The 22,821-nt window shown below is 58.5% G+C and carries 20 protein-coding genes; 9 read left to right on the forward strand and 11 right to left on the reverse strand.

All coding sequences use genetic code 11. From position 1 onward, the window contains the following. Positions 1-20: 20 nt before the first annotated feature. From GDIA_RS05165 to GDIA_RS05185, 5 genes are all read right to left on the reverse strand, one after another. Positions 21-1,067 carry a DUF7146 domain-containing protein gene (locus tag GDIA_RS05165; protein WP_012553543.1) on the reverse strand — a complete coding sequence of 349 codons (1,047 nt, stop codon included), beginning with the start codon at positions 1,065-1,067 and terminating at the stop codon, positions 21-23. Beyond that, complete coding sequence (locus GDIA_RS05170) at positions 1,054-1,494, reverse strand: hypothetical protein (RefSeq protein ID WP_012553544.1); 441 nt, start codon at positions 1,492-1,494, stop codon at positions 1,054-1,056. Before GDIA_RS05170 ends, GDIA_RS05165 begins: the two co-directional genes overlap by 14 nt. A gap of 83 nt (positions 1,495-1,577) precedes the next feature. After that, a complete protein-coding gene (locus GDIA_RS05175) occupies positions 1,578-2,774 on the reverse strand; it encodes a hypothetical protein (protein WP_012553545.1) in 1,197 nt (398 codons plus the stop codon). A gap of 297 nt (positions 2,775-3,071) precedes the next feature. Next, positions 3,072-4,187 carry a metallophosphoesterase gene (locus GDIA_RS05180; protein ID WP_012553546.1) on the reverse strand — a complete coding sequence of 372 codons (1,116 nt, stop codon included), beginning with the start codon at positions 4,185-4,187 and terminating at the stop codon, positions 3,072-3,074. Positions 4,188-4,298: 111 nt separating this feature from the next. After that, the gene (locus GDIA_RS05185) at positions 4,299-5,279 is read right to left on the reverse strand and encodes an SDR family NAD(P)-dependent oxidoreductase (protein ID WP_012553547.1); all 981 of its coding nucleotides are present in this window, start codon (positions 5,277-5,279) and stop codon (positions 4,299-4,301) included. A 121-nt stretch (positions 5,280-5,400) separates the two neighbouring features. Between GDIA_RS05185 and GDIA_RS05190 the strand changes: the two genes are divergently transcribed. Beyond that, on the forward strand, positions 5,401-5,982 hold the full coding sequence (locus tag GDIA_RS05190) for a TetR/AcrR family transcriptional regulator (RefSeq protein WP_012553548.1): 582 nt from the start codon (positions 5,401-5,403) through the stop codon (positions 5,980-5,982). Between the two features lie 170 nt (positions 5,983-6,152). Further along, on the forward strand, positions 6,153-6,848 hold the full coding sequence (locus GDIA_RS05195) for an NADPH-dependent F420 reductase (protein WP_012553549.1): 696 nt from the start codon (positions 6,153-6,155) through the stop codon (positions 6,846-6,848). 20 nt (positions 6,849-6,868) lie between these two features. On the opposite strand, the gene GDIA_RS05200 is transcribed toward GDIA_RS05195, so the two are convergent. Then, positions 6,869-7,768 (reverse strand): LysR family transcriptional regulator, encoded by a 900-nt coding sequence (locus GDIA_RS05200; RefSeq protein ID WP_012553550.1) that lies wholly within the window; start codon positions 7,766-7,768, stop codon positions 6,869-6,871. Between the two features lie 100 nt (positions 7,769-7,868). On the opposite strand from GDIA_RS05200, the gene GDIA_RS05205 reads away from it, so the two are divergent. Both GDIA_RS05205 and GDIA_RS18415 read left to right on the forward strand, forming a co-directional pair. Continuing rightward, entirely contained in the window at positions 7,869-8,630 is a 762-nt protein-coding gene (locus GDIA_RS05205; RefSeq protein WP_012553551.1) for an SDR family NAD(P)-dependent oxidoreductase, read from the forward strand. Positions 8,631-8,952: 322 nt separating this feature from the next. Then, complete coding sequence (locus tag GDIA_RS18415) at positions 8,953-10,329, forward strand: IS1182-like element ISGdi16 family transposase (protein WP_012553159.1); 1,377 nt, start codon at positions 8,953-8,955, stop codon at positions 10,327-10,329. Positions 10,330-10,545: 216 nt separating this feature from the next. Here GDIA_RS18415 and GDIA_RS05215 read toward each other — a convergent pair whose 3' ends face one another. From GDIA_RS05215 to GDIA_RS05225, 3 genes are all read right to left on the reverse strand, one after another. Beyond that, positions 10,546-11,799 carry an arsenic transporter gene (locus tag GDIA_RS05215; protein WP_012553552.1) on the reverse strand — a complete coding sequence of 418 codons (1,254 nt, stop codon included), beginning with the start codon at positions 11,797-11,799 and terminating at the stop codon, positions 10,546-10,548. Further along, positions 11,796-13,082, reverse strand: a complete 1,287-nt coding sequence (locus GDIA_RS05220) for an MFS transporter (RefSeq protein ID WP_012553553.1) — start codon at positions 13,080-13,082, stop codon at positions 11,796-11,798. Before GDIA_RS05220 ends, GDIA_RS05215 begins: the two co-directional genes overlap by 4 nt. Positions 13,083-13,323: 241 nt before the next feature. Beyond that, the gene (locus GDIA_RS05225) at positions 13,324-13,731 is read right to left on the reverse strand and encodes a VOC family protein (RefSeq protein WP_012553554.1); all 408 of its coding nucleotides are present in this window, start codon (positions 13,729-13,731) and stop codon (positions 13,324-13,326) included. Between the two features lie 388 nt (positions 13,732-14,119). On the opposite strand from GDIA_RS05225, the gene GDIA_RS05230 reads away from it, so the two are divergent. Continuing rightward, entirely contained in the window at positions 14,120-14,842 is a 723-nt protein-coding gene (locus GDIA_RS05230; protein ID WP_012553555.1) for a hypothetical protein, read from the forward strand. A gap of 94 nt (positions 14,843-14,936) precedes the next feature. Here GDIA_RS05230 and GDIA_RS05235 read toward each other — a convergent pair whose 3' ends face one another. Beyond that, the gene (locus tag GDIA_RS05235; RefSeq protein WP_012553556.1) at positions 14,937-16,994 is read right to left on the reverse strand and encodes a ParB/RepB/Spo0J family partition protein; all 2,058 of its coding nucleotides are present in this window, start codon (positions 16,992-16,994) and stop codon (positions 14,937-14,939) included. A 392-nt stretch (positions 16,995-17,386) separates the two neighbouring features. Here GDIA_RS05235 and GDIA_RS18420 point away from each other — a divergent pair, with 392 nt between their 5' ends. Next, positions 17,387-17,581 carry a hypothetical protein gene (locus tag GDIA_RS18420; RefSeq protein ID WP_012553557.1) on the forward strand — a complete coding sequence of 65 codons (195 nt, stop codon included), beginning with the start codon at positions 17,387-17,389 and terminating at the stop codon, positions 17,579-17,581. A 12-nt stretch (positions 17,582-17,593) separates the two neighbouring features. Then, the gene (locus GDIA_RS05240; protein WP_012553558.1) at positions 17,594-19,330 is read left to right on the forward strand and encodes a recombinase family protein; all 1,737 of its coding nucleotides are present in this window, start codon (positions 17,594-17,596) and stop codon (positions 19,328-19,330) included. Between the two features lie 20 nt (positions 19,331-19,350). Here GDIA_RS05240 and GDIA_RS18425 read toward each other — a convergent pair whose 3' ends face one another. Then, positions 19,351-21,285 (reverse strand): ATP-binding protein, encoded by a 1,935-nt coding sequence (locus tag GDIA_RS18425; protein WP_012553559.1) that lies wholly within the window; start codon positions 21,283-21,285, stop codon positions 19,351-19,353. Between the two features lie 282 nt (positions 21,286-21,567). Between GDIA_RS18425 and GDIA_RS05245 the strand changes: the two genes are divergently transcribed. Both GDIA_RS05245 and GDIA_RS05250 read left to right on the forward strand, forming a co-directional pair. Next, positions 21,568-22,134, forward strand: coding sequence for a hypothetical protein (locus GDIA_RS05245; RefSeq protein WP_012553560.1), 567 nt, complete (start codon positions 21,568-21,570; stop codon positions 22,132-22,134). After that, a complete protein-coding gene (locus GDIA_RS05250) occupies positions 22,131-22,763 on the forward strand; it encodes a glutathione S-transferase family protein (RefSeq protein ID WP_012553561.1) in 633 nt (210 codons plus the stop codon). Before GDIA_RS05245 ends, GDIA_RS05250 begins: the two co-directional genes overlap by 4 nt. The last annotated feature ends 58 nt before the right edge of the window (positions 22,764-22,821 follow it).

The raw sequence follows: 22,821 nt of genomic DNA on the forward strand, positions 1-22,821 counted from the left end.
CCCCCCCTTCCCGGCCCGACTCAGTGCGCGACGGGCTGGAGGAACCGCGCCACGTCCGAGGGAGCGAGTTGCGGATGCAGGATCGCCCGCAGCGCGCCGCGTCCGAGCGCCCGGAGATCATCGTTGAAATCGCCCAGTCGTGGCGACAGGCCGATCAGTTCAATCCCGGCGTCATCCGCGCGGACATGCAGCGTCGCCAGCGCCTGATCCCCGGCCGGATCGTCATCGCGCAGCACGTAAAGGCGGCGCAGGGTGGGCGGAAACGCCATGGCGGCAAGATGCGCCGAGGACAGGCAGGCTGCGAGCGGCAGATCGGGCAGAACCTGCCGCAGCGACAGCACCGTCTCGATGCCTTCCCCGGCGGCGAGCACGTCGGATGCCACCCCGAAGCGCACGGCATGGCCGAGAAGACCGCCCAGGGCACGGCGCGGATGATCGACCGGGGCCTTGCTGCGCCCGTCCGCCGCCAGCCAGGTGCGATGCACGCCGGTCACGGTCCCGTCGAGGTCTGTAACGGCGGCGATCATCGCAGGCCAGGTCTCGGTCGGACTGTGCTCGTCCGGACGATAAAAGCAGCGCGGATGGAAGCGCAGGGCTCCCGTTCCGTGCAAAAGCGTAATGTCGCGTCTGCGGAGATACGCTTCTACTTGCGTACCCGCGATCGGCCCGGACATGGCCCAGAGCCGACGCGCCGCTTCGGAAGAACTGGCGGAACCACGCTCACGGGCAGGCCGGTCCTGTGACGGCGGCACCGAATCAGGGCGAGGCAGGCTGAGGAAGGCGCGCGCTTCATCTGTCACGTCGCGGAAATCCAGCAGACCGAGGCTTTCGCGGATCACATCCAGCAGATCGCCATGTTCGGCAGACTCCGCATCAGTCCATTTTCCGGCCCTCCCATTGGCGGTGTCATGCAGCCGGACGAACAGCGACCGGCCGGGGGTGTTGCGCACATCACCGACCAGCCAGTAATTGCCGTGACGGCGACCGGCGGACAGATACCGCCGACACACCGCCTCCGCGTTCTCCGCCAGACGGCGGGCGAGATCGCCCGCATCATGTCCGGTCATCACCCTGCCCTCCTGTGTCGGGATTGCCTCCGTCCAGGGCAATCGCCAGCCAGCGATCGGTGGTCATCCATGAAATCGTCTTGCGCCTGCCAAGGTCAAGCAGATGCGCACCGCCGCTGAAGGCGCCGATCCGGGGACGTGAGGCCGTATTGACCCACTGAAATCCCCATCGGCCCCGCAGCCGGAATGTTCGCGCACAGCGTAGCACGAATTCCACCACCTGCTGCGGATCGCCGGTCTGCTCGTCGTGCATCCAGAGTTTCGTGCCACCATATTCGGGCACGATCGACAGGACAAAACCGTCAGAGGGTGGATCTTCCGCCGCCAGTTCGTCTATGAATTCATTGTAGAGGTCGAGCGCCTTTGCGGCATTGTCCACCGTGCCCACGTCGAGCACGCAGGAAAAATGCGTGAAGAAATCAGGCATCGGAAAAACTCCCGAAACGAAAAAGCCCGGCGCAGGGGCCGGGCTCGTAAAAACGTATTGGCGTAAAAGCGTGCAGTCGGTTTTCAGGAAGCCCGTTCCATCAGCCTGCGGGCCTTTTCTTCCAGATCCAGTCGCGTGTCCTGATTGGCCTTCGTCCGGGCCAGCGCCGTTATCCCCTGCACGAAATCAAATACGCTCTCGGGCTTGCGGCCCTCTTCGTGCAGCACCGTTTCGATGATCTTCGCGGTTTCCGGTTTCGAGAACCCGCGACGACGCAGGAAACTTTCGCGATCCTCGTCTGTTTTCGCGACCAGTGCCCGCCGGGATGCCTGAATGCCGGAAACGAACGACGCCGGGCTGGCCGTGGCGAAATTCCGTAGCGCTGGCGTGGCCTGATGCACGAAACGCGAGGCAGCAAACTTGCTATGCCGGATCGTGATCTGTTCGAAATTTTCGACGCCCCACAACATCCTGTTTTGACACACTCCGCGCAGGTAGAATGACGCAATGCCTAGGCTCTTGCTGCCGACTTCAGAATTCCACGCATAGAAGCCCCGGAAATAGAGATCGGGGTCGCCATTGGGCAGGCGTCCGGCCTCAATCGGGTGTGTATCGTCCACGAGGAACAGAAAAACATCGCGATCGGATGCGTAGAGCGTCGTGGTTTCCTTCGTGATATCCACATACGGATTATGGGTCATGGTAGCCCAGTCGATGACGCCCGGCACCTTCCAGTTGGTATCGCCTGTGCCATCGCCGGCGATCTTCCGCACCGCGCCGACCAGTTCGTGGTCCCAGATGCGGCCGTAATCTGGCCCGGTGACCGCGCGCAGTTCGACGCGGCCGTCTTCGGTCTCCAGTGTTTTGATCAGTTCGGCCCGGTGTGACAGCAGGCCGTGCTGGAGATTGATCGCCGCCAGCGGCGCCGGAAGGTTTCGAAGATACGAAGACGGCGCGCCGACCAGGCTGCACATCTGGCCGAACGACCAATGCGTGGGCGCAATCGACTCATGCTGCCCCGGCACAGTCAGGGTGAGGCGTTCGGCATTGTCGCGCGATGCTTCCACACGGATGGCGCGGCTTTCCACCGTACGGGCGGTGGCGCGCTCGGCACGGGCAAGTGTGGCGGCATGCAGGTCGGACAGGGACAGGTAGCGCTCATCATCAGGGCGGGAGAACCATTCGGACGAGACGCGGGTGTTCCGTTCGCCGCGCGATGGGTCGATACGGAAGCCGCCGGAAGTGGCACCACTGGACGCGGGGGACAGTATGGTGGTCATGGGAAACTCTCCTCTTATGCCGGTTATTCGGCACAAAAAGGCGAAGCCGCCCTCTTCCTCCGATCACCACTTCCCACGCGGGATCCCATCCGACCACGGAAACACCCAGCCCCTCATCCCGGAACACGGCGCTCCCGTCACCTATCGGAAATCACGACTGCGATTGGGGGGTGAACGGAAGGTCCGCTTTTGAGCGATCGTTGGATATTTCCTGCCGTACGCTCAACTGCATATAAGACTCTTGCGGACGCAAAAATGGTCCGGCTCCGAAAAGACATTGTAAGCCAGTCTCGCCCCCTATCCCGCCCGCAGATGAAACCGTGTGATTTCGGCTGGCACGCCCAGTCGGAGCGCGAAGCCTGGCCATAGGCCGGTCCCGTTACTGACATACAGCGTCATGCCGCCCACCTGATAGCGGCCGGAGACAAAGCCGTTATTGCCACGAGCGACGAGCCGGTCGAGGCCACGGATCATCCCACCATGCGTATGACCCGATAACTGAAGCGCGACCCCACGCACCGCGGCGGTTCGGGCGTCTCCGGGTTGATGATCGAGCAGCACGACCGGTGCATGTGTCGGCGCGCCAGCCAGAGCGATGTCGATATCCGGTTCCATCTCACCGTATCGGAATGCCGAGCGATCCGTTACACCCGCGATCACCAGATGAGCGGTTTCGCGCGTTATAACCTTGTGGTGGTTTTCCAGCATATCGAAACCCAGTACCGACAGGTGACGCATCCAGGCCGCATAATCGAAGAAATATTCATGGTTGCCCGGAGCGGCCAGTAAGCCATCGGGCGCGTGCAGGGCTGCGAGCGGTGCGACGTCGGCACGGCGCATCTCTACCGACCCGTCGATGAAATCCCCCGTCACGACAATCAGATCGGCGCTCGCCGCGTTCGCCCGCTCCACGACACGAGCGACCCATCTCGCGGAGAAGAGCCGCGTGATATGCAGATCGCTCAACTGGAGCAGTCGATATCCGTCGAACTGCGGGGACAATCCGCGTATGGCGACAGTCACGTCCCTGACGAGGGGCACCCGCAGCGCGTTGGCAACGCCGATGGCGGCAAGCAGCCCGGCCAGTCCACCCACCGCGACACGGGCGTCCGTGCCGATACGAATTGGCTGCCACGCGACCAGCGCGACAATCAGTGCGCCGAGATCGAGCGCGAGTTGAAGCAGTGTGAGAAACAGGATCGTGCCGATCGCCCAGTTGACCAGGATGATGAGAGGTCGCGGAAATTCAGGCGCGAACACCGAGCCTGAAGAGAGGCGGCTCCAGAACTGGTATTGCGACGCCACGATGACGAAAACGGACACCAGGAGTTTCACGGTGATCGGAAGGGGGAGCGGCCACAACCAATTCAGGATCACGATCGACAGGAGCAAACCGAAAACAATGACGCGCACCAGTATGAATATCCTCATGGATAGATGGACCCGCCGGCGTGTGTTGTCCGTTGGCGCCCTGAGCCAATCTGCGAGCTTGCCCTGTATCGAAGCACTGTTCGCGCGATCGTGTCAGGCGAAGCGTTCGCCGACCATCTCCTCGCTTTTTGTCCACAGGGCTTCGGCGTGTGCCGGATCGAGAGCGTAGGCGCGCACCCCTGCGTTGACCAGACTGATCGGCAGGTCGTTCGGTACAACATCGCTGACGTGGCAATCCTCGCAGTAATGAGCGCCTACCATGTCGGCTTCGGCCACGACGCCGGCCCAGACCGAGGTTGCAGCCCCCTGCGGAATGCTCTTGAACTGGAACGGCTTCTGGCCCTCGGCAGCAGCCTGTTCGTTGACCTGCTTCACCATGGCTTCGATCTCCCCGGGTGCCATGTGCCGCGCCAGTTCCGTCTTGATCCCACCCGGGTGAACCGCCGTAGCGCGTATGCCCCTTGCACGATGCCGCGCATCGAAGGCCACGGCGAAGAGAATATTGGCAGTCTTGGAACGTCCATAAGCCACGAACGGCACGTAAGGCGTCTGCTCGAAATTCGGATCGTCGAGATCGACATCGGCGAAGCGATGTCCAGCCGAGGACACATTGACCAGTCGCGCGCCGTCGCGCAGTAGTCCGGCAATTCGGTTGACCAGAACGAAATGTCCCAGATGGTTGGTGCCGAACTGCGTCTCGAACCCATCCTTGGTATGCCCGAATGGAGTCGCCATCACGCCCGCATTGGCGATGATCAGGTCGAAGGGCGTGCCTTGCGCATTCAGACGGTCGGCGCAGGCGCGCACACTTGCTAGATCCGCAAGGTCGAGCGCGATGAGTTCGAACGCTCCGCCTCCTTGCGACGCGGCCACGCGAACCTGATCGGTTGCGCGTTCCGCTTTTGCAAGATCGCGTGCCGCGCCCACGACATGCGCGCCATGACCTGCCAGTGTCCGGGCCGTTTCAATACCCAGTCCGGCGGAAACGCCGGTCACGAGAACGCGCTTGCCCTTCAGGGATACGCCGGAGAGAACATCGTCGGTCCTCGACGTCGCGTCAAAGATCTGAGTCATGGGTAGAACTCCCTTGGAACGGTGCGGGCACTTCTTGCCGATATGGCAACATTGGCTCTATGTGGAGCATCGCTCCGTTTGATATATACGGAGGATAACTCCGTTTAGCAAGGAGGGGCCGGTGACCGACGTGAAAAAGCCTCGCCGTCGACCGCGCAGCGACGGTCGGCGCAATAGAGAGCACCTTCTGGCAGTGGCCAAAGCCGCGTTTACGATGGGTGAAGTCGACATCGCTTTGGATGAGGTCGCGCGCCGCGCAGCTGTGGGCATCGGCACGCTCTATCGTCACTTTCCCAGCCGCGACGCTCTTATCGAGGCAGTCTATCGCGCTGAACTGGATCGCCTTGCCGAAGCGGCTCCTGTTTTGGCTACGCAACATCCGCCGGTGGAGGCGCTTCGCGCATGGATGAGACTGTTTGTGGATTACATCGCTGCCAAGCAGGTCATCGCCCCCGCTCTCAACGGGTTGGTCGGGGGGACAGAGGCCCTCTATGCGCATTCCGGCGACGTTCTCAAAGCCGCGGTTAACAGCCTTGTATCCGCTGCCATCGCAGCCGGTGAGTTCCGCGCCGACATCGAGCCCCTGGATCTGCTCCGTGCTCTGGCGGGGGTCTCGAATTTTTCGGCTGATACAGGCTGGGAGAACAGTGCGAAACGCCTCGTCGATATTCTCATCGCGGGCTCGCGGTCATCGGTATCTTAAAAGACGCACGCGCCACAACTTTGTCCGCTTTGCGACGTCACTCTTTTGTTGCGCGATGTCTGAGAAGTAGGCGGAGCCGCCTATCTGAAATACAGGACGTGGGTCGGGCTGGTTCCGGTCCGAAAGCACCCCATATCGAAAGGAGCACTTGAAAACAGGGGAATAATGGCATGAAGATCGGCATTATCGGGGCAGGCCAGATTGGAGGCACACTGGTCCGCAGATTTACGGTCTGTGGTCATGAGGTGAAAGTCGCCAACTCACGCGGCCCGCAGACGCTAACCGAACTGGCGCGGGAAACCGGCGCGAAAGCCGTTACCGTCGCGGACGCGGTCAAAGACGTGAACCTGATTGTCGTCACCATTCCCGAGAAGAACATTCCGGCCCTGGGTCACAAGCCGTTCGAACATGTTCCGGCGGATGTGGTGATCGTCGATACCGGGAACTATTACCCCCGCGAACGGGACGGTCGCATCTCCGCCATCGAAGCAGGCAAGGCGGAAAGCGTCTGGGTCTCGGAACAGATCGGTCGCCAGGTCATCAAGGTCTTCAACAACATCTACGCCAGGCACCTCTTGGAAAATGGAACCCCAAAGGGCACGGCGAACCGCATCGCCCTGCCGGTCGCGGGGGACGATGTGTCCGCGAAGCAAACCGTCATGACACTGGTCGATGACGTCGGATTTGATCCTGTCGATGCCGGGCCTCTAGCGGAATCCTGGCGCCAGCAGCCGGGAACGCCGGTCTATTGCGCGGATCTGGACGCAACGGGTGTTGCGAAGGCGCTGGCTTCTGCCAGCCCTGAACGCACGGCGCAATGGACCGCAACCGATCACAGCCCCGGCAGCTTCGAAGCACCAGCCTGATACTGTTTATTCGGCAGGCTTCACTTGCCCGGGTGAAGCCTCGGCCCGATAAACTCCACCAGCCAGTCGACGAAGACACGCACACGTGGAGAAAGTTGCCTACTGCCTGGATAAAGCACGGAGAGCGGTGTGGGTGTCGGTGGGAAATCGGCCAGAACCTCGATCAGCGTGCCATTCGCGAGATCATCAATGAAGCGGTAACGTGGTGCCTGCACGAGGCCGAGCCCTTGCCGCGCGGCCGCGGCACTGGTTTCAGCGCCACTGACCAACAACCGCGTCGGCAGCATCACCTCGATCACCTCGTCTCCGCGCGTGAACTCCAGCGGCAGGGGCTGGCCGGTGCGCGACGATACGAAACCGATCATCTGATGGCCTTCCAGGTCCTCCGGTGTCGCGGGCATTCCATGCCGCGCCAGATAGTCCGGGCTGGCCACGGTGACTTCTTGCATCACTCCCACAGGCCGGGCCACCATGTCGCTGTCGGCAAGCGCACCGGCCCGCACGACGCAATCCACACCTTCGCAGATCAGATCGACAAACCGCTCACCCTCTCCGAGATGAACGGTCAGGGCCGGATGCCGCGCGAGGAAGTTGGGCAGCGCCGGCAGCAGGACCGTGCGCGCCAGATAACCGACCATGTCCACCCGCAGCACGCCGGAAACGGTGCCACCCGCGTTCCGATCCGCGTCCTCAAGGTCGGCCAGAATCGCAATGCACCGCCGGTAATAGGCGATCCCCTCCTCCGTGGGCCGGACGTGGCGTGTCGAACGTTGCAGCAAGCGGACACCAAGCCTGCTCTCCAGCGCCTTGATCGCAGCGGTCGCGACTGGCCGCGAAACACCGCAGGCGGCTGCTGCGGCGCTGAAGCTGCCGCGATCAACAATGCGGATGAAAAGATCGAGCGTGGCGAGCCTGTCCATAGGATTATTCCATGACGCAAAACAATGCTGTCGGAAAGAGCGATCTTATCGAACGGGCGATGGAATGATCAATATGGGTTCCCACCAAACGGAGAGTTCCATGCCTGAAGTCAAAACCATTGCCCTCGTTACCGGCGGAAGCCGTGGCCTCGGGCGTTCGACCGTCGAGGCGCTTGCCCGACGCGGTATTTCATCGATCTTCACCTATCATGCCAACAGGGCTGCGGCGGACGCGGTTGTTGCCAATGTCGAACGCAGTGGAGCCCGTGCCGTGGCGCTGCAACTCGACACTGCCGAGACGTCAGCCTTCCCGGCCTTTGCCAACGAACTTCGACGCGTGCTGGGCGAGTGGGGTGCTGAGCGTTTCGACTATCTGGTCAACATGGCAGGCACGTCGCATAGTGGTCTGTTCGGTGAAGTGACGGAGGAGGATTTCGACGCTGCTTATCGTGTTCACGTCAAAGGCCCGTTCTTCCTGACACAGACGTTGCTGCCATTGATCGCGGATGGCGGTCGGATCGTGAATATTTCTTCCGGTTTGACACGTATCATCTATCCCGGGCGTATTGCTTATGCCTCCGTGAAAGGTGCGGTGGAAGTCATGACACGTTACATGGCCAAGGAACTCGGCTCGCGGCGCATCGCTGTCAATACGGTCGCACCCGGCGCCATCCAGACGGATTTTTCAGGCGGTGTCGTGCGGGACAATCCGGACGTGGCGCGGCACATCGCGGAAGCGACCGCGCTCGGGCGTCCGGGATTGCCAGATGATATCGGCCCGATGATCGCCTCGCTGCTGTCCGAGGACAATCGGTGGGTTAACGCGCAACGGATCGAAGTTTCCGGCGGGCAGGCCATCTGAACGCGAACCGCCAGCTTCAGGACGTCTGTCGTAAACTGGTGATCGGCTGCGAAAATGCTTCCCGATATTGTGGTCGCTGCTGCGTTGTAGGGCTTTCCATAGTCGGAATATTTGTGGATGGGCAATATTGTCGTGACCTGTGACGGGTGACCGCTTTCAGGAAACACCACGAGTTCCCTGCATGACCGGAAAGAAGGCGACTACCGCCTGTCTGCTCAGTAATACAGGAGCAGACAGGCGGATCAGGGGGGATAGTGTTGAAAAAGTCGCGCTTGCTTTGAGAGTGAAGCACTGATTCACTCTTCGCAGGAGGAACCTGCAAATGATGGGTGATCGAACGAAAATACAGGAGGCACTGTTCTACGAGTTCCGTCTTGAAGATCATGTGCCAGCTGGCCACCTTTTGCGTTCAATTGATCGCTTTGTCGATCTGGACGGCCTGCGTGAGCATCTTCGCCCATTTTACAGCGGCACGGGGCGGCCTTCAATCGATCCCGAGCTGATCATCAGGATGTTAATCGTTGGCTACGTGATGGGTATTCGATCCGAGCGACGGCTATGTGAAGAAGTCCATCTTAACCTGGCCTACCGGTGGTTCTGTGGTCTTGGTCTCAACGGCCCTGTGCCTGATCATTCGACATTCTCGAAAAACCGGCACGGACGCTTCCGGGAGAGTGATCTGCTTCGCCAAATGTTCGAAATGACCGTCCGGCAGTGCATCGCCAAGGGACTGGTGGGCGGTGAAGGCTTTGCGGTCGATGCCAGTACGATCAAGGCCGACGCTAATCGGCAGCGCAGTGTTCCGAGCCCAGATAAACTGCCGATCGAGGTGGCCCAACGTGCTGTGCGGGAGTATTTCTCGGTGCTGGACGATGCTGCATTTGGGTCTGCTACGCCCGTGCAACCAAAATATATCTCTCCGGTCGATCCTGCTGCACGTTGGAACGCTGCAAGCGGTGGCCTTGCTTATTATGCCTACTGCACAAATTACCTCATTGACCTTAAATCGGCTGTCATCATGGATGTAGAAACCACGACAGCCATCCGGCAGGCCGAGGTTACGGCGCAACGCAGAATGATAGAGCGTACGCAGGAAACATTTGGAATATGGCCCGAAAGGCTTGCTGCGGATACAGCTTATGGATCCGCAGAAAATCTTGCGTGGCTGGTTCATGAGCGTGGCATAGAACCTCACATTCCGGTCTTCGACAAATCTGCCCGGCAGGACGGGACTTTCGAACGTCGAGATTTCACATATGACCACGTGCACGATCTTTACATCTGTCCTGGAGGACAGCAACTGAAGCAGCAGTGGCGCAAGATCAACTCGGATCAACCAAATGCCCCTCCCGACAACCTACTTCGATACCGTTCGTCGAAACTGGCGTGCGACGTATGCACTCTCAAACCAAAATGCTGCCCTAATCAGCCCAATCGTAAGGTTCTGCGCTCTATTCATGAAGGCGCTCGTGATATGGCCCGCGACATTGCTTTAACCGACGCCTATATTATCTCCAGACGAGAACGAAAGAAGGTCGAAATGCTATTTGCTCACCTCAAGCGCATTTTGAAGATCGATCGGTTGAGGCTCAGAGGACCAAACGGCGCCCGTGATGAGTTCCATCTCGCCGCAGCTGCCCAAAATCTCCGCAAAATGGCGAAACTGATACCTCCCGGAGTGCCTGCCTTATCCACCTGAGGCAAGAAAGCTGCACTTATGTCGAAGTGGCTTGGCAACACTTTCACTCTTCACCATGAGTTTTTCAACACTATCGGGGGAAAGCGGATGGTCCGCAACACTTCTCGTTATTCGCCGATGGTCGAGAGGGATTGACAGATTATGCGATGTGCAACGCAGCCAGGAGCGTCAGGCTGATCGCTGGCAAGGCGAGCAGCGACAGGATCACCGCGGCCGTCACCCGATCAAAAGCCGAGCGCCGAGTGCCATGAAGAGCGCAACGGGCATGGCCACGGCGCCAACCCTGAGAAATTGTAGAAACCCGACCTCTTCGCCTTCTCGACGGATCACCTGCAACCAGAGGATTGTGGCCAGAGATCCCGTCACGGAAAGATTTGGGCCAAGATCCACGCCGATCAACAGGGTATCAATTACCTGTCGCGATACATGAGTATGCGCAACTGTCTCACTGGCAATCAATCCGGCAGGCAGGTTGTTCATGATGTTGGAGATGAACGCCAGAAGAGCGCCCGCCCCCCAGGCAGCAGTGACAGGATCGGTGTTGGCGGCTTGCTGAAGCAGGTTGGCAAGCACCCCGACCACTCCCGTACTCTCGACGGCGGCTACCAGAACGAACAGACCGCCGACCAGAGGGAGAACGCCCCATGAAATATCCCTCATGAGCGCAATCGGCGATCGTCGTGCCAGCGCTGAGACGCCTAATGCTGTCCCAATACCGGCGAGCGCTGTTGGTAAGCCGAGAGACAGATCACATGCAGACACTGTGACAAGCAGAAGCGCGGTCAGGACGATGCCGACAAAAGCCGCTTTGCCGCCCACGGTTAACGGAGTTGTTTCAACCTGGGAGGCGCAGTCCTGATGCAGGTGTGACCGTTCGATGAGGCGCAAAACCAGATAGGTCGTCATGATCGCCAGGAGCGACGGGAGCGCGAACGACCTCATCCATGATCCCAGCGCGGGGAGTGCGCCGTCATACAGAACCAGGTTCGCCGGATTGGAGACAGGCAGGACAAAGCTTGCCGCATTGGCGACGAGTGCGCAGGCAAACAACAGCTGAAGGGGATCAGCTTTTGCTTTTTTTGCCGCTGCGAACACGGCCGGTGTCAGCACAACAGCCGTCGCATCGTTGGACATGAACGTCGTCACCACGACACCGGCCAGATAGACCAGCGTGAACAGCTTTGCCGTTGAACCTGCGGCATGATTGACGGCCCAGGTCGCGATCCAGTCGAACAGCCCGTTTGCACGCGCCGTTTCACTGAGCAGCATCATGCCGATCAGAAACAGATAGACATCGCCGCCTTTCACGAGACCGGCCCCCGCCATGGTGAGGGGGATCAGCCCCGCCAGCACAAGAGCTGCGGCCCCCATGACGGCCCATACCCACTCGGGGATCCGGAACGGTCGGAGAATAACACCGGCCGTCGCCAGAACAGCGATCGTACAGATCGCCTCCTGGTGAAAGGTCATGCCGACACCTGATCGGCAGATCGCAGGGTCGATGCCGAGCCTATCCAGAGCCCCAGTGACACGATTGCAAAGCAACCCAGAGTATAGAACGCCACGGCGTATCCCAGATCTTCGGCAAGCCATCCTCCCAGAGCCGGGGAGAGGCTTGCTCCAATGCCCTGCGCCGTCATGACCACGCCCTGTCCGATATTGATCCGTCCGGTTCCGTTCAGCAGTCTGGCCACCAGACCCGGCACGGCAACACTTTGAAGCCCCGCACCGATCCCATCTAGGATCTGCACCGGCCACACCCCCCAATGCTGGATGAAGCTTCCCGCAATCAAACCACGCAGCGGCAGGGCGGCAAACGATATCAGCAGGACGAACCAGTAACCACGGTCCCTGACGAAACGTATGGCCAGCAGGCTCACGACGATCATCACAGCCTGTGCGACCATCACGGTCATCGCCGTGAACATGGCTGGATTACCTTTGCCTGCACTGACGACCGCCATGCCGTACAGCGGGAGCATCGCGGCATTTCCGAGATGGAAGAAACACAAACAACTCGCCAGAATGAGAAGAGGCTTGTGTCGCAGAAAGGGTCGTAATCCCTCCGCCGTCCCCTCATCGTGAACGGGTTCATCGTCCAGTCCGCGTGCAGCTTTATGATCTATGGATTTTTCCGGGATCAGGAGCACCGCAGAAATGGCGAACAGACCGAAGGCGACTTCAAGAAAGAAAATCGCTGAGAGGCCAAACTGCCATCCCAGCCAGCCGGACAGTCCGGCCCCGGCCATATTGCCGGCATGGTTCCAGGCCTGGTTACGACCGATCTGTGTGTTGAAGCCTTTCTGGCGCACGATACCAAGGGTTATGGCAGCCATCAGAGGGCCAATTCCAGCGCCGGCCAGAGCGGTTGCAAGCTGACTGACCGTCACAACGGGCACGGCTTGCGAGCTTAGAAGAAGAAGTGAAGCAGAAATCGTGCAGAGCGCTGCCACAATGACGAGCAACCGCTTTTTCGTCGTGTGATCAATCAGCGCGCCTGCGGGAATGGTGGCGAGCATTCCCGCAACTCCACCCACAGTCATGACGGTTCCGATCGGTCCCGTCTGCCAGCCGTGACGCTGAAGGAAAACGCCCAGAAAGGGCCCTATCCCCGCCTGGACGTCCGCCATGAAGAAATTGAGAGCGCCTAAGGCGAGCAAGGCCCGATTGAACCCCAGAATAGCAGGAGTTTCATCAGTAACGACTGTGGCGGTACGAGGCTGGGTCATCACGTTCTCTTCGTTCAGCAGCAAGCCTTAACTGCGTTCGAAAGAATAAGTTACAAAACTATTTTTCCTCTGCTTTTTGTTGAGTTTATTGGAATATTCATTGCCATTTGCCCCGTATAATAAAGTATTTTTAACACAAAAAGGATCAATCTATAAAAATATTTATCCGTTATTTAATATAATCGACAGGCATGCTAATATTTCCTTCATCCCGCATCCTAAATCAGAAGGGTCGTTCAGGTTGCTGAGCCTCTCGTGCCCAGCATTAACATGGGGCTCTCCGATATGCTTCTTCGGGGCGAACCGGCGTTAATGTCGTCACTTCGATAAAATAACCCCCTTTCGCTCGAAAATAGAAGCACCACGCCCCATGCGCGTTGCGTGGAGCCTGCACCTCCCAGCCATCGGCGCTTAGGCGCTCATAAAGAGCATCAACGTCCTTGCGAGACTTCTGGATGAAACCAATGTGCAGGATGTCGAATTGCCTGGGATAATCGAAGCCTTCGAGCTTGTTGTCGAAATGATTGACGATCAGCACCAGCCCATCATTGTCCTCCATGATGGCCATCTTGATCCCACGTACAACGAGAGTGCGCAGGCCGAAATACTGTTCGAACATCACGCGATCAGCCTCAGTATCTTGGCTGTAGAGATTGATATGGTTCAGCTTCATGACTGTGTCTTTCCGTCGGTGAGACGGACACGAGCCGGTCGCAATCTGGACAGCGACGACCGACCACGGACGAGGCCTATCCTCGTCGTGTCCGGCCATGGCCAAGAGCGGGTTTATTCGCTCAAGCGTGACTGTCTCCGGAGAGACCACAGGTTATCACCCTACCTGTATCGCTGTCTTTTTAGGCAAACACGACTTTGCTGATGCCAGCATCAGCGGTCAAGCGACATCTTCAGCTATGTCCGCTTACGAGACGTCCATTGGAAAACAAAAAATGACCGATATGAGGCGATAGCCGACATTACAATGAAGGACGCGGGAAAGAGATCGTTCCTGCGTCGCAAAGCCAGACTGGCAACTCGCGCCTACCTGGTTCATTGTTTATGTAATGAATCCGTTTCGTTCGCCCGACACCGACCTCCCCCTGTCGCATGCCCTCATCCTGAAGGCTGCGCAGCTGACGATCGGCTATATTGAGGAAAACGGCCCGATCGACCTCACGCCCAGCAAGGCGTTGAAACGCTATTTTGTCGCGTGGGCCGCCGAGGCCTTTGACTGGCCCGGATATACGGTCGAAGACCTCTACGCCGTCAACAAAGTCCTCAATGAACACGATTTCCCACCGCTGGTGATCCTGCATGAGGTTCTGCTCAGCGCGAAGCTCGCACGGCATTTCAAGGGCACCCTGCGGCTGACCGACCTGGCGAGAAAGCTCCAATCGGAGCCAGCCCGGCTCTGGATGCTGTTGACAACCCACCTCCTGTTTGTCGTCGACCACAGTCCTTACACCCGAAGCGATGAGCCGCTGTTCGGCAACTGGGATATCTTTCTCAACGTCATCAATATCGAAGCCCAGGTTGCCGTCACCGAAGAGCGGCTATGTGCGGTCCTCTACGGGGGTGAAGAGGAGGAGATCCGTCACCGGGATTTCAAGCTGACCGCCAGTCTTTACGTCCATGTCCTGCGTCCGCTGTGCTGGGCAGGACTGCTCAGCGAGCACCGAACCGGCACCGGCCTCAACAGGCGGGATTTCTATACCAAAACGCCCTTATGGCCAGCAGCCCTCAAACTCGAGACGGATCGACACCTGCAGCCGCTGACCCGTCACTGACCAGCGTCGACAGCCATTCGGGCGCGAAACCGTTCCCATAAAAAAGGCGACTTCCGAAGACCGGAAGCCGCCAATACCAGTCAATGGACAGACATCACTCGGCCGCCACCGCGTCCGGGTTGTCGGACATGTCAGCCGTTCCTGCTTCTCCTGCATTCCGTCCCGCCACGTTCCTAGTCCGCAGTGCCTCTGGCAACCAGCCCGAACCGTCCAGAAGCCGCTCGGCAGCCTGCGCCATGTCGCCCTTCTTCATATGGGCGATGCGGTCGGCGGCCTCGTTACCCCGCGCCCCACGCACGGCTTCAAGGATACGAGCCCTGGTGACGCGGCCGAGATAGTTCTCCACTGTTGGCTGCCAGCCCGCCTCGACCAGGTCGAGCCTGAGCGCCGTGGCGAGACGGCCAGCTCGCGCAAGCCTCTCCCTGACGCTGCGTGCCAGAGACGGACCATGGGACGATTCATGCAGCGCGTTGACCCCGAAGGACAGGCAATGCGCCAGCAGGGCCAGACGGCTGGTGTCGTCCAGCCCGTCGAGCCACTGCCATAGTGCGTCTTCATCTTCCGGCAGATCGTGCTTCCAGCCCTCGTTGCGCTGGCGCAGCGCGTGGGCCGGCAGGCTGCCGGGCATGTCAGGCGAATGAACCGGCAGCGGGATTTCCCGAACATAGGCTTCCAGGCAATCCACACCCGAGACCTGCCAGTAGAGGTCGCGAACCAGCGAGTGCAGCAGTTCCGTCAGCGCGATGTGCGGATTGGCCGCGAAAGCATCCCGCAGGGCCAGTGTCCGCCACGCCGTCAGTTCGGTCAGCAGGCGGTCCGAAAGCGGCTTCAGCCCGTCTTCCTCCTCGGGCTCGATGTCGGGTGCGCCTTCCCTCCCATTCCCTTCGGCATCGTCGCCATCGCCGCGATGGTCAATGGCGTCGTCATATCCGTCTGATTCGTCGTGATCGACTTCAGGTTCGACCGGCATATCTTCCGGCCGAACGAAACCCCGTTCGACCAGCAGAGTGCCGTCGGTATCCAGGCTAACGAAGACGCCAGACCGCGCCATGTCCCCCGGATCGAAGGACACCGGGCGTTCTTCCAGCGCCTCAATGGCCTGTTCGATTTCCCCCAGCCGGGTATCGATCTCTTCGGGGAATTCATCCTCCTGCGCGTATTCCGCCTCAATGGCTTCCTGCTCGCTGTGCAGCGCAGTCAGACGGGCCGCTTCTTCGTCCGAAAGCACGACGGGCGTCCCGTCAATCTCCGCAAAGTCCCGTGTGTGCCCCCAGGGGAAGGACAAGGCCGTTTCGACCCATTTCCAGCCTTCGGCGCGGACCTGTTCAGCCGCCTCCTGCAACTTGTTCATGACCAACCGGTCGAGCAGGGTCGGATCCTGCAGCCAGCCGCCATCGTCAGCCTCGAACAGGTCACGCATGATGTAACCACCTGCCGCCAGATAAGCCTCCAGCCCGACGAAGCGCACGCGGCGATCTGATGCCCGCACGGTTTTCTCCGTCAGCATGCGGCGGATCAGATAGGGCTCGCGGTTGTGGCTCTGGGAGACGATCTCCCAGACCTGTAATTGCCTGTCATGGTCATCGCTGATCGAGAAGGCCATGAGCTGGTCCAGCTTCATGCCATCCTGCTCGTAAATATCGAGCAGTTTGTCGGACACGGTCATCAGGCGCAGGCGCTGTTTCACCACAGTCGGCACGACGAAGAACGCGGCAGCGATCTCGTCCTCGGACATGCCCTTCTCCAGCATGTCGCGAAAGGCACGAAACTGGTCCAGCGGATGCAGGGCCACGCGTTGGACGTTCTCGGCCAGGGAGTCCTCCTCGGCGAGAATGGCTGACCCGGCCTCGCGCACGACACAAGGTACGGAGGCGGTCTTCGCCAGCTTCTTCTGCTTCACCAGCAGCTCAAGGGCGCGGAACCTGCGTCCGCCGGCCGGCACCTCATAGGTACCGGTCTCGACACCGGCATCGTCAAGAATGGGCCGGACGTTCAGGCTCTGAAGCAGCCCACGACGTTCGATATCGCGGGCCAGTTCCTCGATCGACAGGCCGGCCTTCACACGCCGCACGTTGGACTGCGACAGCACCAGTTTGTTGAAAGGGATATCACGGGACACATTGAGGGCGATTTTCTGGATGGCGCTCGCCATGGCGGAACACTCCGTGACGGACGGGCGGAAGCCTCTCTCCCACCCCTGAATCCGTCACGAAAACCCCACTTCCCTCTTCCTCTCTTCCGGCCCCACCAGACGCCAGATCATATCCACGGAATCGCACGGACACGGCTTTACGGAAGCTATATCTGCCTCAGTTCATCCGCGAGTCGATGCGTTCCACGGCAAACTACGACTATTATAGTCGCGCCATCACCATCTTGTGATGGTGCCGACCATGATAGCCGCGCGTGTTCGTGACTATCCCGAAGCCCGCTTCCTGCGATCCATCTCCCTGTTTCCACGTATTTTTCTGTTCACGCATCTTCCATTCGACCTCCACAGTGCTGTCAGAACCACTCACAGGTCCATGCAGAAAGGACGGGAAGATGGCACGCCAACGCGATACGATAGCGGGCAAGGTGCGGCTCGTTCTCGACGCCCCGGACGCCAACGTGACACCATTACGCAGTGGAGCCGATCCGCGGCTGGTCAGTCTGGTCCGGCTTCTGGCCCGTCAGGCCGCACGGGATTTCGTCAACGCTGAAGGGGAGGCCGCGAGGCGACGCGATCTCCAGGACTAGGGAGATGGGATTGTGAAAGTCGCGCTGTATGCCCGCTACTCATCCGAGAACCAGCGCGATGCCTCAATCGAGGATCAGTTGCGCCTGTGCCGGCTTCACGCGGAGAAGCAGGGCTGGACGATCGTCGACAGCTATACCGACCGTGCGATCTCCGGTGCCTCCCTGCTCCGCCCCGGCATACAGGAACTGATCCAGGATGCCACGCGTGGCCGCTTCACCATCGTACTGGCCGAAGCCATGGACCGGCTGTCGCGCGATCAGGAAGATATCGCCGGCCTGTTCAAGCGGATGACCTTCGCCGGCGTGCGGATCATCACCCTGTCCGAGGGCGATGTCACCCACCTGCATATCGGGCTCAAGGGCACGATGAATGCCCTGTTCCTCAAGGATCTCGCCGAGAAGGTCCGGCGAGGGCTGCGCGGACGCGTCGAGGACGGCAAGTCCGGCGGCGGCAATTCCTATGGCTATGATGTGGTGCGCCAGTTCGACGCCCAGGGCGAGCGCATCCGGGGCGACCGCACCATCAACGAGGAAGAAGCCCGCACGGTCAGACGGATCTTCACCGATTACACCCGCGGCAAGTCCTCGCGCACAATCGCCATGGAACTGAACCGGGACGGCGTTCCGGGTCCGCAGGGACGCGAATGGGGGCCGTCCACCATTCACGGCAATCGGGAACGCGGCACCGGTATCCTCAACAATGAGATGTATGTCGGCCGTCTGCTCTGGAACCGGCTGCGCTATCTGAAGGATCCCGATACCGGCAAGCGTGTCTCGCGCCTCAATCCTGAATCCGAATGGGTGATCCAGGAGGTGCCGGAGTTGCGGATCATCGACCAGGATCTATGGGACGCCGTGAAGGCGCGCCAGGCCGAAACAACCTTCAACCAGCCGGAACGGGGAAACGAAGCCCTCAGTGAGCGGCGCCGTCCCCGCCATCTCTTTGCCGGGCTGATCCGCTGTGGCTGCTGTGGCGGTGGCTACAGCATGATCTCGAAGGATCTGCTCGGCTGCTCAACGGCACGCAACAAGGGCACCTGCGACAACCGCCTGAACATTCGCCGCGACGCGCTGGAAGCATCAGTGCTGAGCGGGCTGCGCACGCACCTCATGGAGCCGGACCTGTTCAAGGAATTCTGCAATGAGTTCACCCGCGAGGTGAACCGACTGCGCATGGAACACGGTGCGGACCTTGTCGCCATGCGGGCAGAACTGCCCCGCATCGATCGTGAACTTGCAAAACTTCTAACCGCGCTCAAGGCTGGTGGACCAATCCAGGCAATCGTCGACGACATGAAGCGGTTGGAAGCACGCAAGGCCGAAGTGACAGAGCGTCTGGCCAACACCGAAGAGCCGCCTCCCCTTCTCCATCCGAACATGGCGGAGATTTATCAGCAGCGGATTGCCAGCCTGTACGAAAGCCTTCAGGCAGAAGAGACGAAGACCGAGGCTGCCGAGCGCCTGCGCACGCTCGTCTCGCAGATCACGCTCCAGCCGACCGAAGGCGAACTGGCAATCATCCTGCGCGGTGATCTCGCGGCGATCCTGCAGTTCGCGGCGCATAAGAAAAACACCACGGCCCATCCGGACAGTGGCGTTCTCGATGCGTTCGTATCGCAAGTATCGTTGGTTGCGGGGAACCGCACACTACGATCCCGGCGAAATGTGGCGAATGGTCATTCGCAAGCGTCGTTGGTTGCGGGGGCACGGTATAGCCGATACCAACACTCATTAGTTGTTGCGATCTGAGCCAGCGCCTCTTGATATAATCAACCTGCCGCCGCGGCACTATCCACATCTAAACTGCCTTGCTCAGGCGCAGGCACCTCCAAAAACTCCCGAAGAAAAGGCGCATCCGCAAGTTTATCACGGAGTCCGAGCATACGTGCTTGCGCACGACGAATGAATACGTTGTAGGTCATCGGGATTATGGTCACGTTTTCACCTCGTTTTACTACTTCGTGCTCTCCAGGATCAATGCTTGAACCCAAAACAAAGCACGTGATCGATGTCGCGTCAGTAACATGCCCAGCTCTTTTCAACGTCTTTACGTAGTTCCATGGCTGGGTAATTTGTTCCGATCCGATCCCTACTCCCGGACGCTTGATTTCGGCGATCACCAACCGCCCAGATCCGATGACTTCACCAGCGTCATCATAACTATCACGTGCATATAAACCAACGCTACCGTCTGGAACGATAACATAGTCAGGACGAAGCTGGCTTATCGACTGCTTCACACCAAATATTTTACTAACTACCTCCGTCATCCCCTTGTTGGAGGTAAACTCAATACTTTCATATTCAGGACCAAAAACCCACAGTGATTTATCAATCAAAGGCTGTAAATCACCTACTTCAGACATCTTGGGATCACGTAATTTGATATCTAGCTCCGCTATAAGCTTCAAACGGGTCTGAATTTCGTCCAGAGCGTCTTTAGCGAGTCTAATAGTCCAGTCATTGAGAATTGCATCAAGCGCATCAAAATCATCAGACACAAAGCTATGAAGTTTTGTAATTACCCCATATTTAGACGTCGATGCTTCCAATGTAGCCAAGATACCCGCTACTTGACCGACTTCATCAGCTGTAATCGACGGACAAGCGTCTACAACCTCATCAACAAATCTTGTCCAACGCTCACGGCCCCCCGGAGGCAACGCTGCTACTGTCTTATTGTGCGCATCCTTGACACTAGCTTTTACCTCTCGACGCTTTTCCGCTGTAAATTCCAACAAGATGTCTTTAATAGCTTTATGCACCAATGGTTTAGTCTGTTGCCATACTGGAAATGCTGCATCAAAAGCCGTCCAGTCTGGAGTTACCGCATCATCCAAAAAATCGGCAAAGACGATAAATAAATACCTTTTCGCATCTGAAGTACGGCCATCCAGTATACGTTCATGGTCAAAATCAACCCAACCCGGAACACCTACCAGCCTCTTCTTTACTCTCCACGCTATACCATGCTGCTTTGTTGTCTTATCAGATTTTACACTATCTATGACAACTATATTTGCTGTTCCAAATAGAGGCACATCAACCTCGATCTTCCTTATGCTATGCTGAGGTATATCCTCGAACGTAATTTTCGTTCCGTTTAAGAATACCTCAAAATTTGGATCCGCAAGAAAACGAGTTCCTAATACTTCCCGCGCATCGGCGGCAGACATAGATACTTGAGAGGGCAATGTTGCACGGATTTCCGTTCCATGACTGGAAACATCAATTTCTTTACTTCTAATTTTCTTCACTTCAAATGGCTGATGTGTTCCTCTCCTGACTTCATAAGTACATTCGTTTCCATCACGTCGAGAAGTAACGAGGTATGGATCAGAAAAACGAAATGCGGCATGCCTACCACGGCCATTTCGGCCATAAGGATCACGCGGTGCGAAGTTTTTCAACTCAAGCGGTGGATTTGATTTTCTGCCTTCAACGTCATATTTATTATAGTCGAGTGTGTTCCACCTCTGCTCGAATTGCTCGGAGGTCATCCCTTTCCCATTGTCAGATATGGAAAATAATTGATTTTTGGAACGGTCCGGCCATGTAATCTCAACGCGAGTAGCATAAGCATCCCAAGCGTTAGCAACAAGTTCCACAATTGCAACATTTGTATCTGAAATAATTGGTCCGGCATAGCGATCCAAAAACCGATCATCAAACAAGACGCCATTGTCTGAAGTTCTTTTTTTCAATCGCTTTACCCCCGAACGCAAAACTCATCCAAGATACGTTTCACTAACACCCAGCGAATATCATCTCAAAGTAGACAATCGGAATAGATCATTATCTGCATCGGGACGCAAATTTTGCCTTGTAGGCCATTGAGACCGTTCACGCTTAAAAAGCATCACCGCGCGGGGGAATATTCACTTAAATGTTATTATAACCTTGCGATGACCTAGTAACCTAGGAATTCTACCATAGCCTCAACTATATAATCCTTACCTCATCACTCGTCGAGGAAAAGAAGCGCTATGAACCCACTAGACAGTTTCCTACCGCGCTTCAATTTCCACGAACGACACAGCATCGATATCTGTGCCCCGGCCAGTCGAATCATGAACGCGGTGACCGCCTGGCGGAACGAGAACGATCCGCTGGTCCGCGCCGCCATCCGCCTACGAGAGATGCCCGCACGTCTGTTCGGACACGCGCGGCAACAGAATCTGGACCTCTCCGACTTCACGCTGCTGGAGCGGCGGGGCGACACAGCACTGGTCTATGGTCTCATCGGCACATTCTGGCAGACGGATTACGGATTGTGCGACATCCCCTCGACGGAAGCTTTTCTCGCCCCTCGCCATGACGACGTCTGCAAGCTCACGCTCGGCTTCACCGTCCAGCCGGTTTCGAGAAGCACCCATCGTCTGGTGACGGAAACCCGGGTGCTTTGTGTCACGGACCGAGCCGCGCGTCGCTTCATGCCCTATTGGTATCTGATCCGCCCGGTCAGCGGCCTGATCCGCCGTCGCATGCTTGCGACCATTCGGAAACAGGCGGAAACTTCGTCCTGTCAACAGCACCAGGCGGCATTGCCATGAAGCTTTATGATTACCCCACCGCCCCCAATCCAAGGCGTGTACGCTTCTTCATCGCTGAGAAAGGGCTGACGATACCGACCGGTACGGTCGATCTTGCCAAGCGCGAGCAGTTCGCCCCCACGTTCCGCGCCCTCAACCCCTGCTGCACCGTTCCCGTTCTGGAACTAGATGACGGCACCACGATCAGCGAGGTACCTGTCATCTGCCGCTATCTGGAAGATCGGCATCCCGATCCTCCACTGATGGGTGACACGGCAGAACAGCGCGCCATTATCGGCATGTGGGACCGGCGTATAGAAATCGACGGCTATCTTGCCGCGATGGAAGCCGTGCGCAACAGCCTGCCGGGACTGTCGGGGCGCGCTCTGGTCGGACCACACGGCTATGCGCAAATCCCCGAGCTTGCCGCGCGCGGTCGTCAGAGGCTGGCCGACTTCATGACCGATCTGGATGCCCGGCTGCACAATGTGCCTTATGTCGCAGGTGACACCTTCTCGATCGCCGACATCACCGCGTTCGTCACCCTGGATTTTGCCCGTAGCCGACTGAAGCTGAAATTGCCGGACGAAGCCATCGGCCTGCGAGCTTGGTACGTGCGCGTCGCCGAACGGCCAGGAGCGCAAGCGTGATTATAGGCCTCCATCTCTGCGACCTATTTCCTCCGCCTATTCCCCCATCTGGTAGGCG

Origin of the sequence: Gluconacetobacter diazotrophicus PA1 5 (assembly GCF_000021325.1) — a bacterium.
GTDB lineage: Bacteria > Pseudomonadota > Alphaproteobacteria > Acetobacterales > Acetobacteraceae > Gluconacetobacter > Gluconacetobacter diazotrophicus.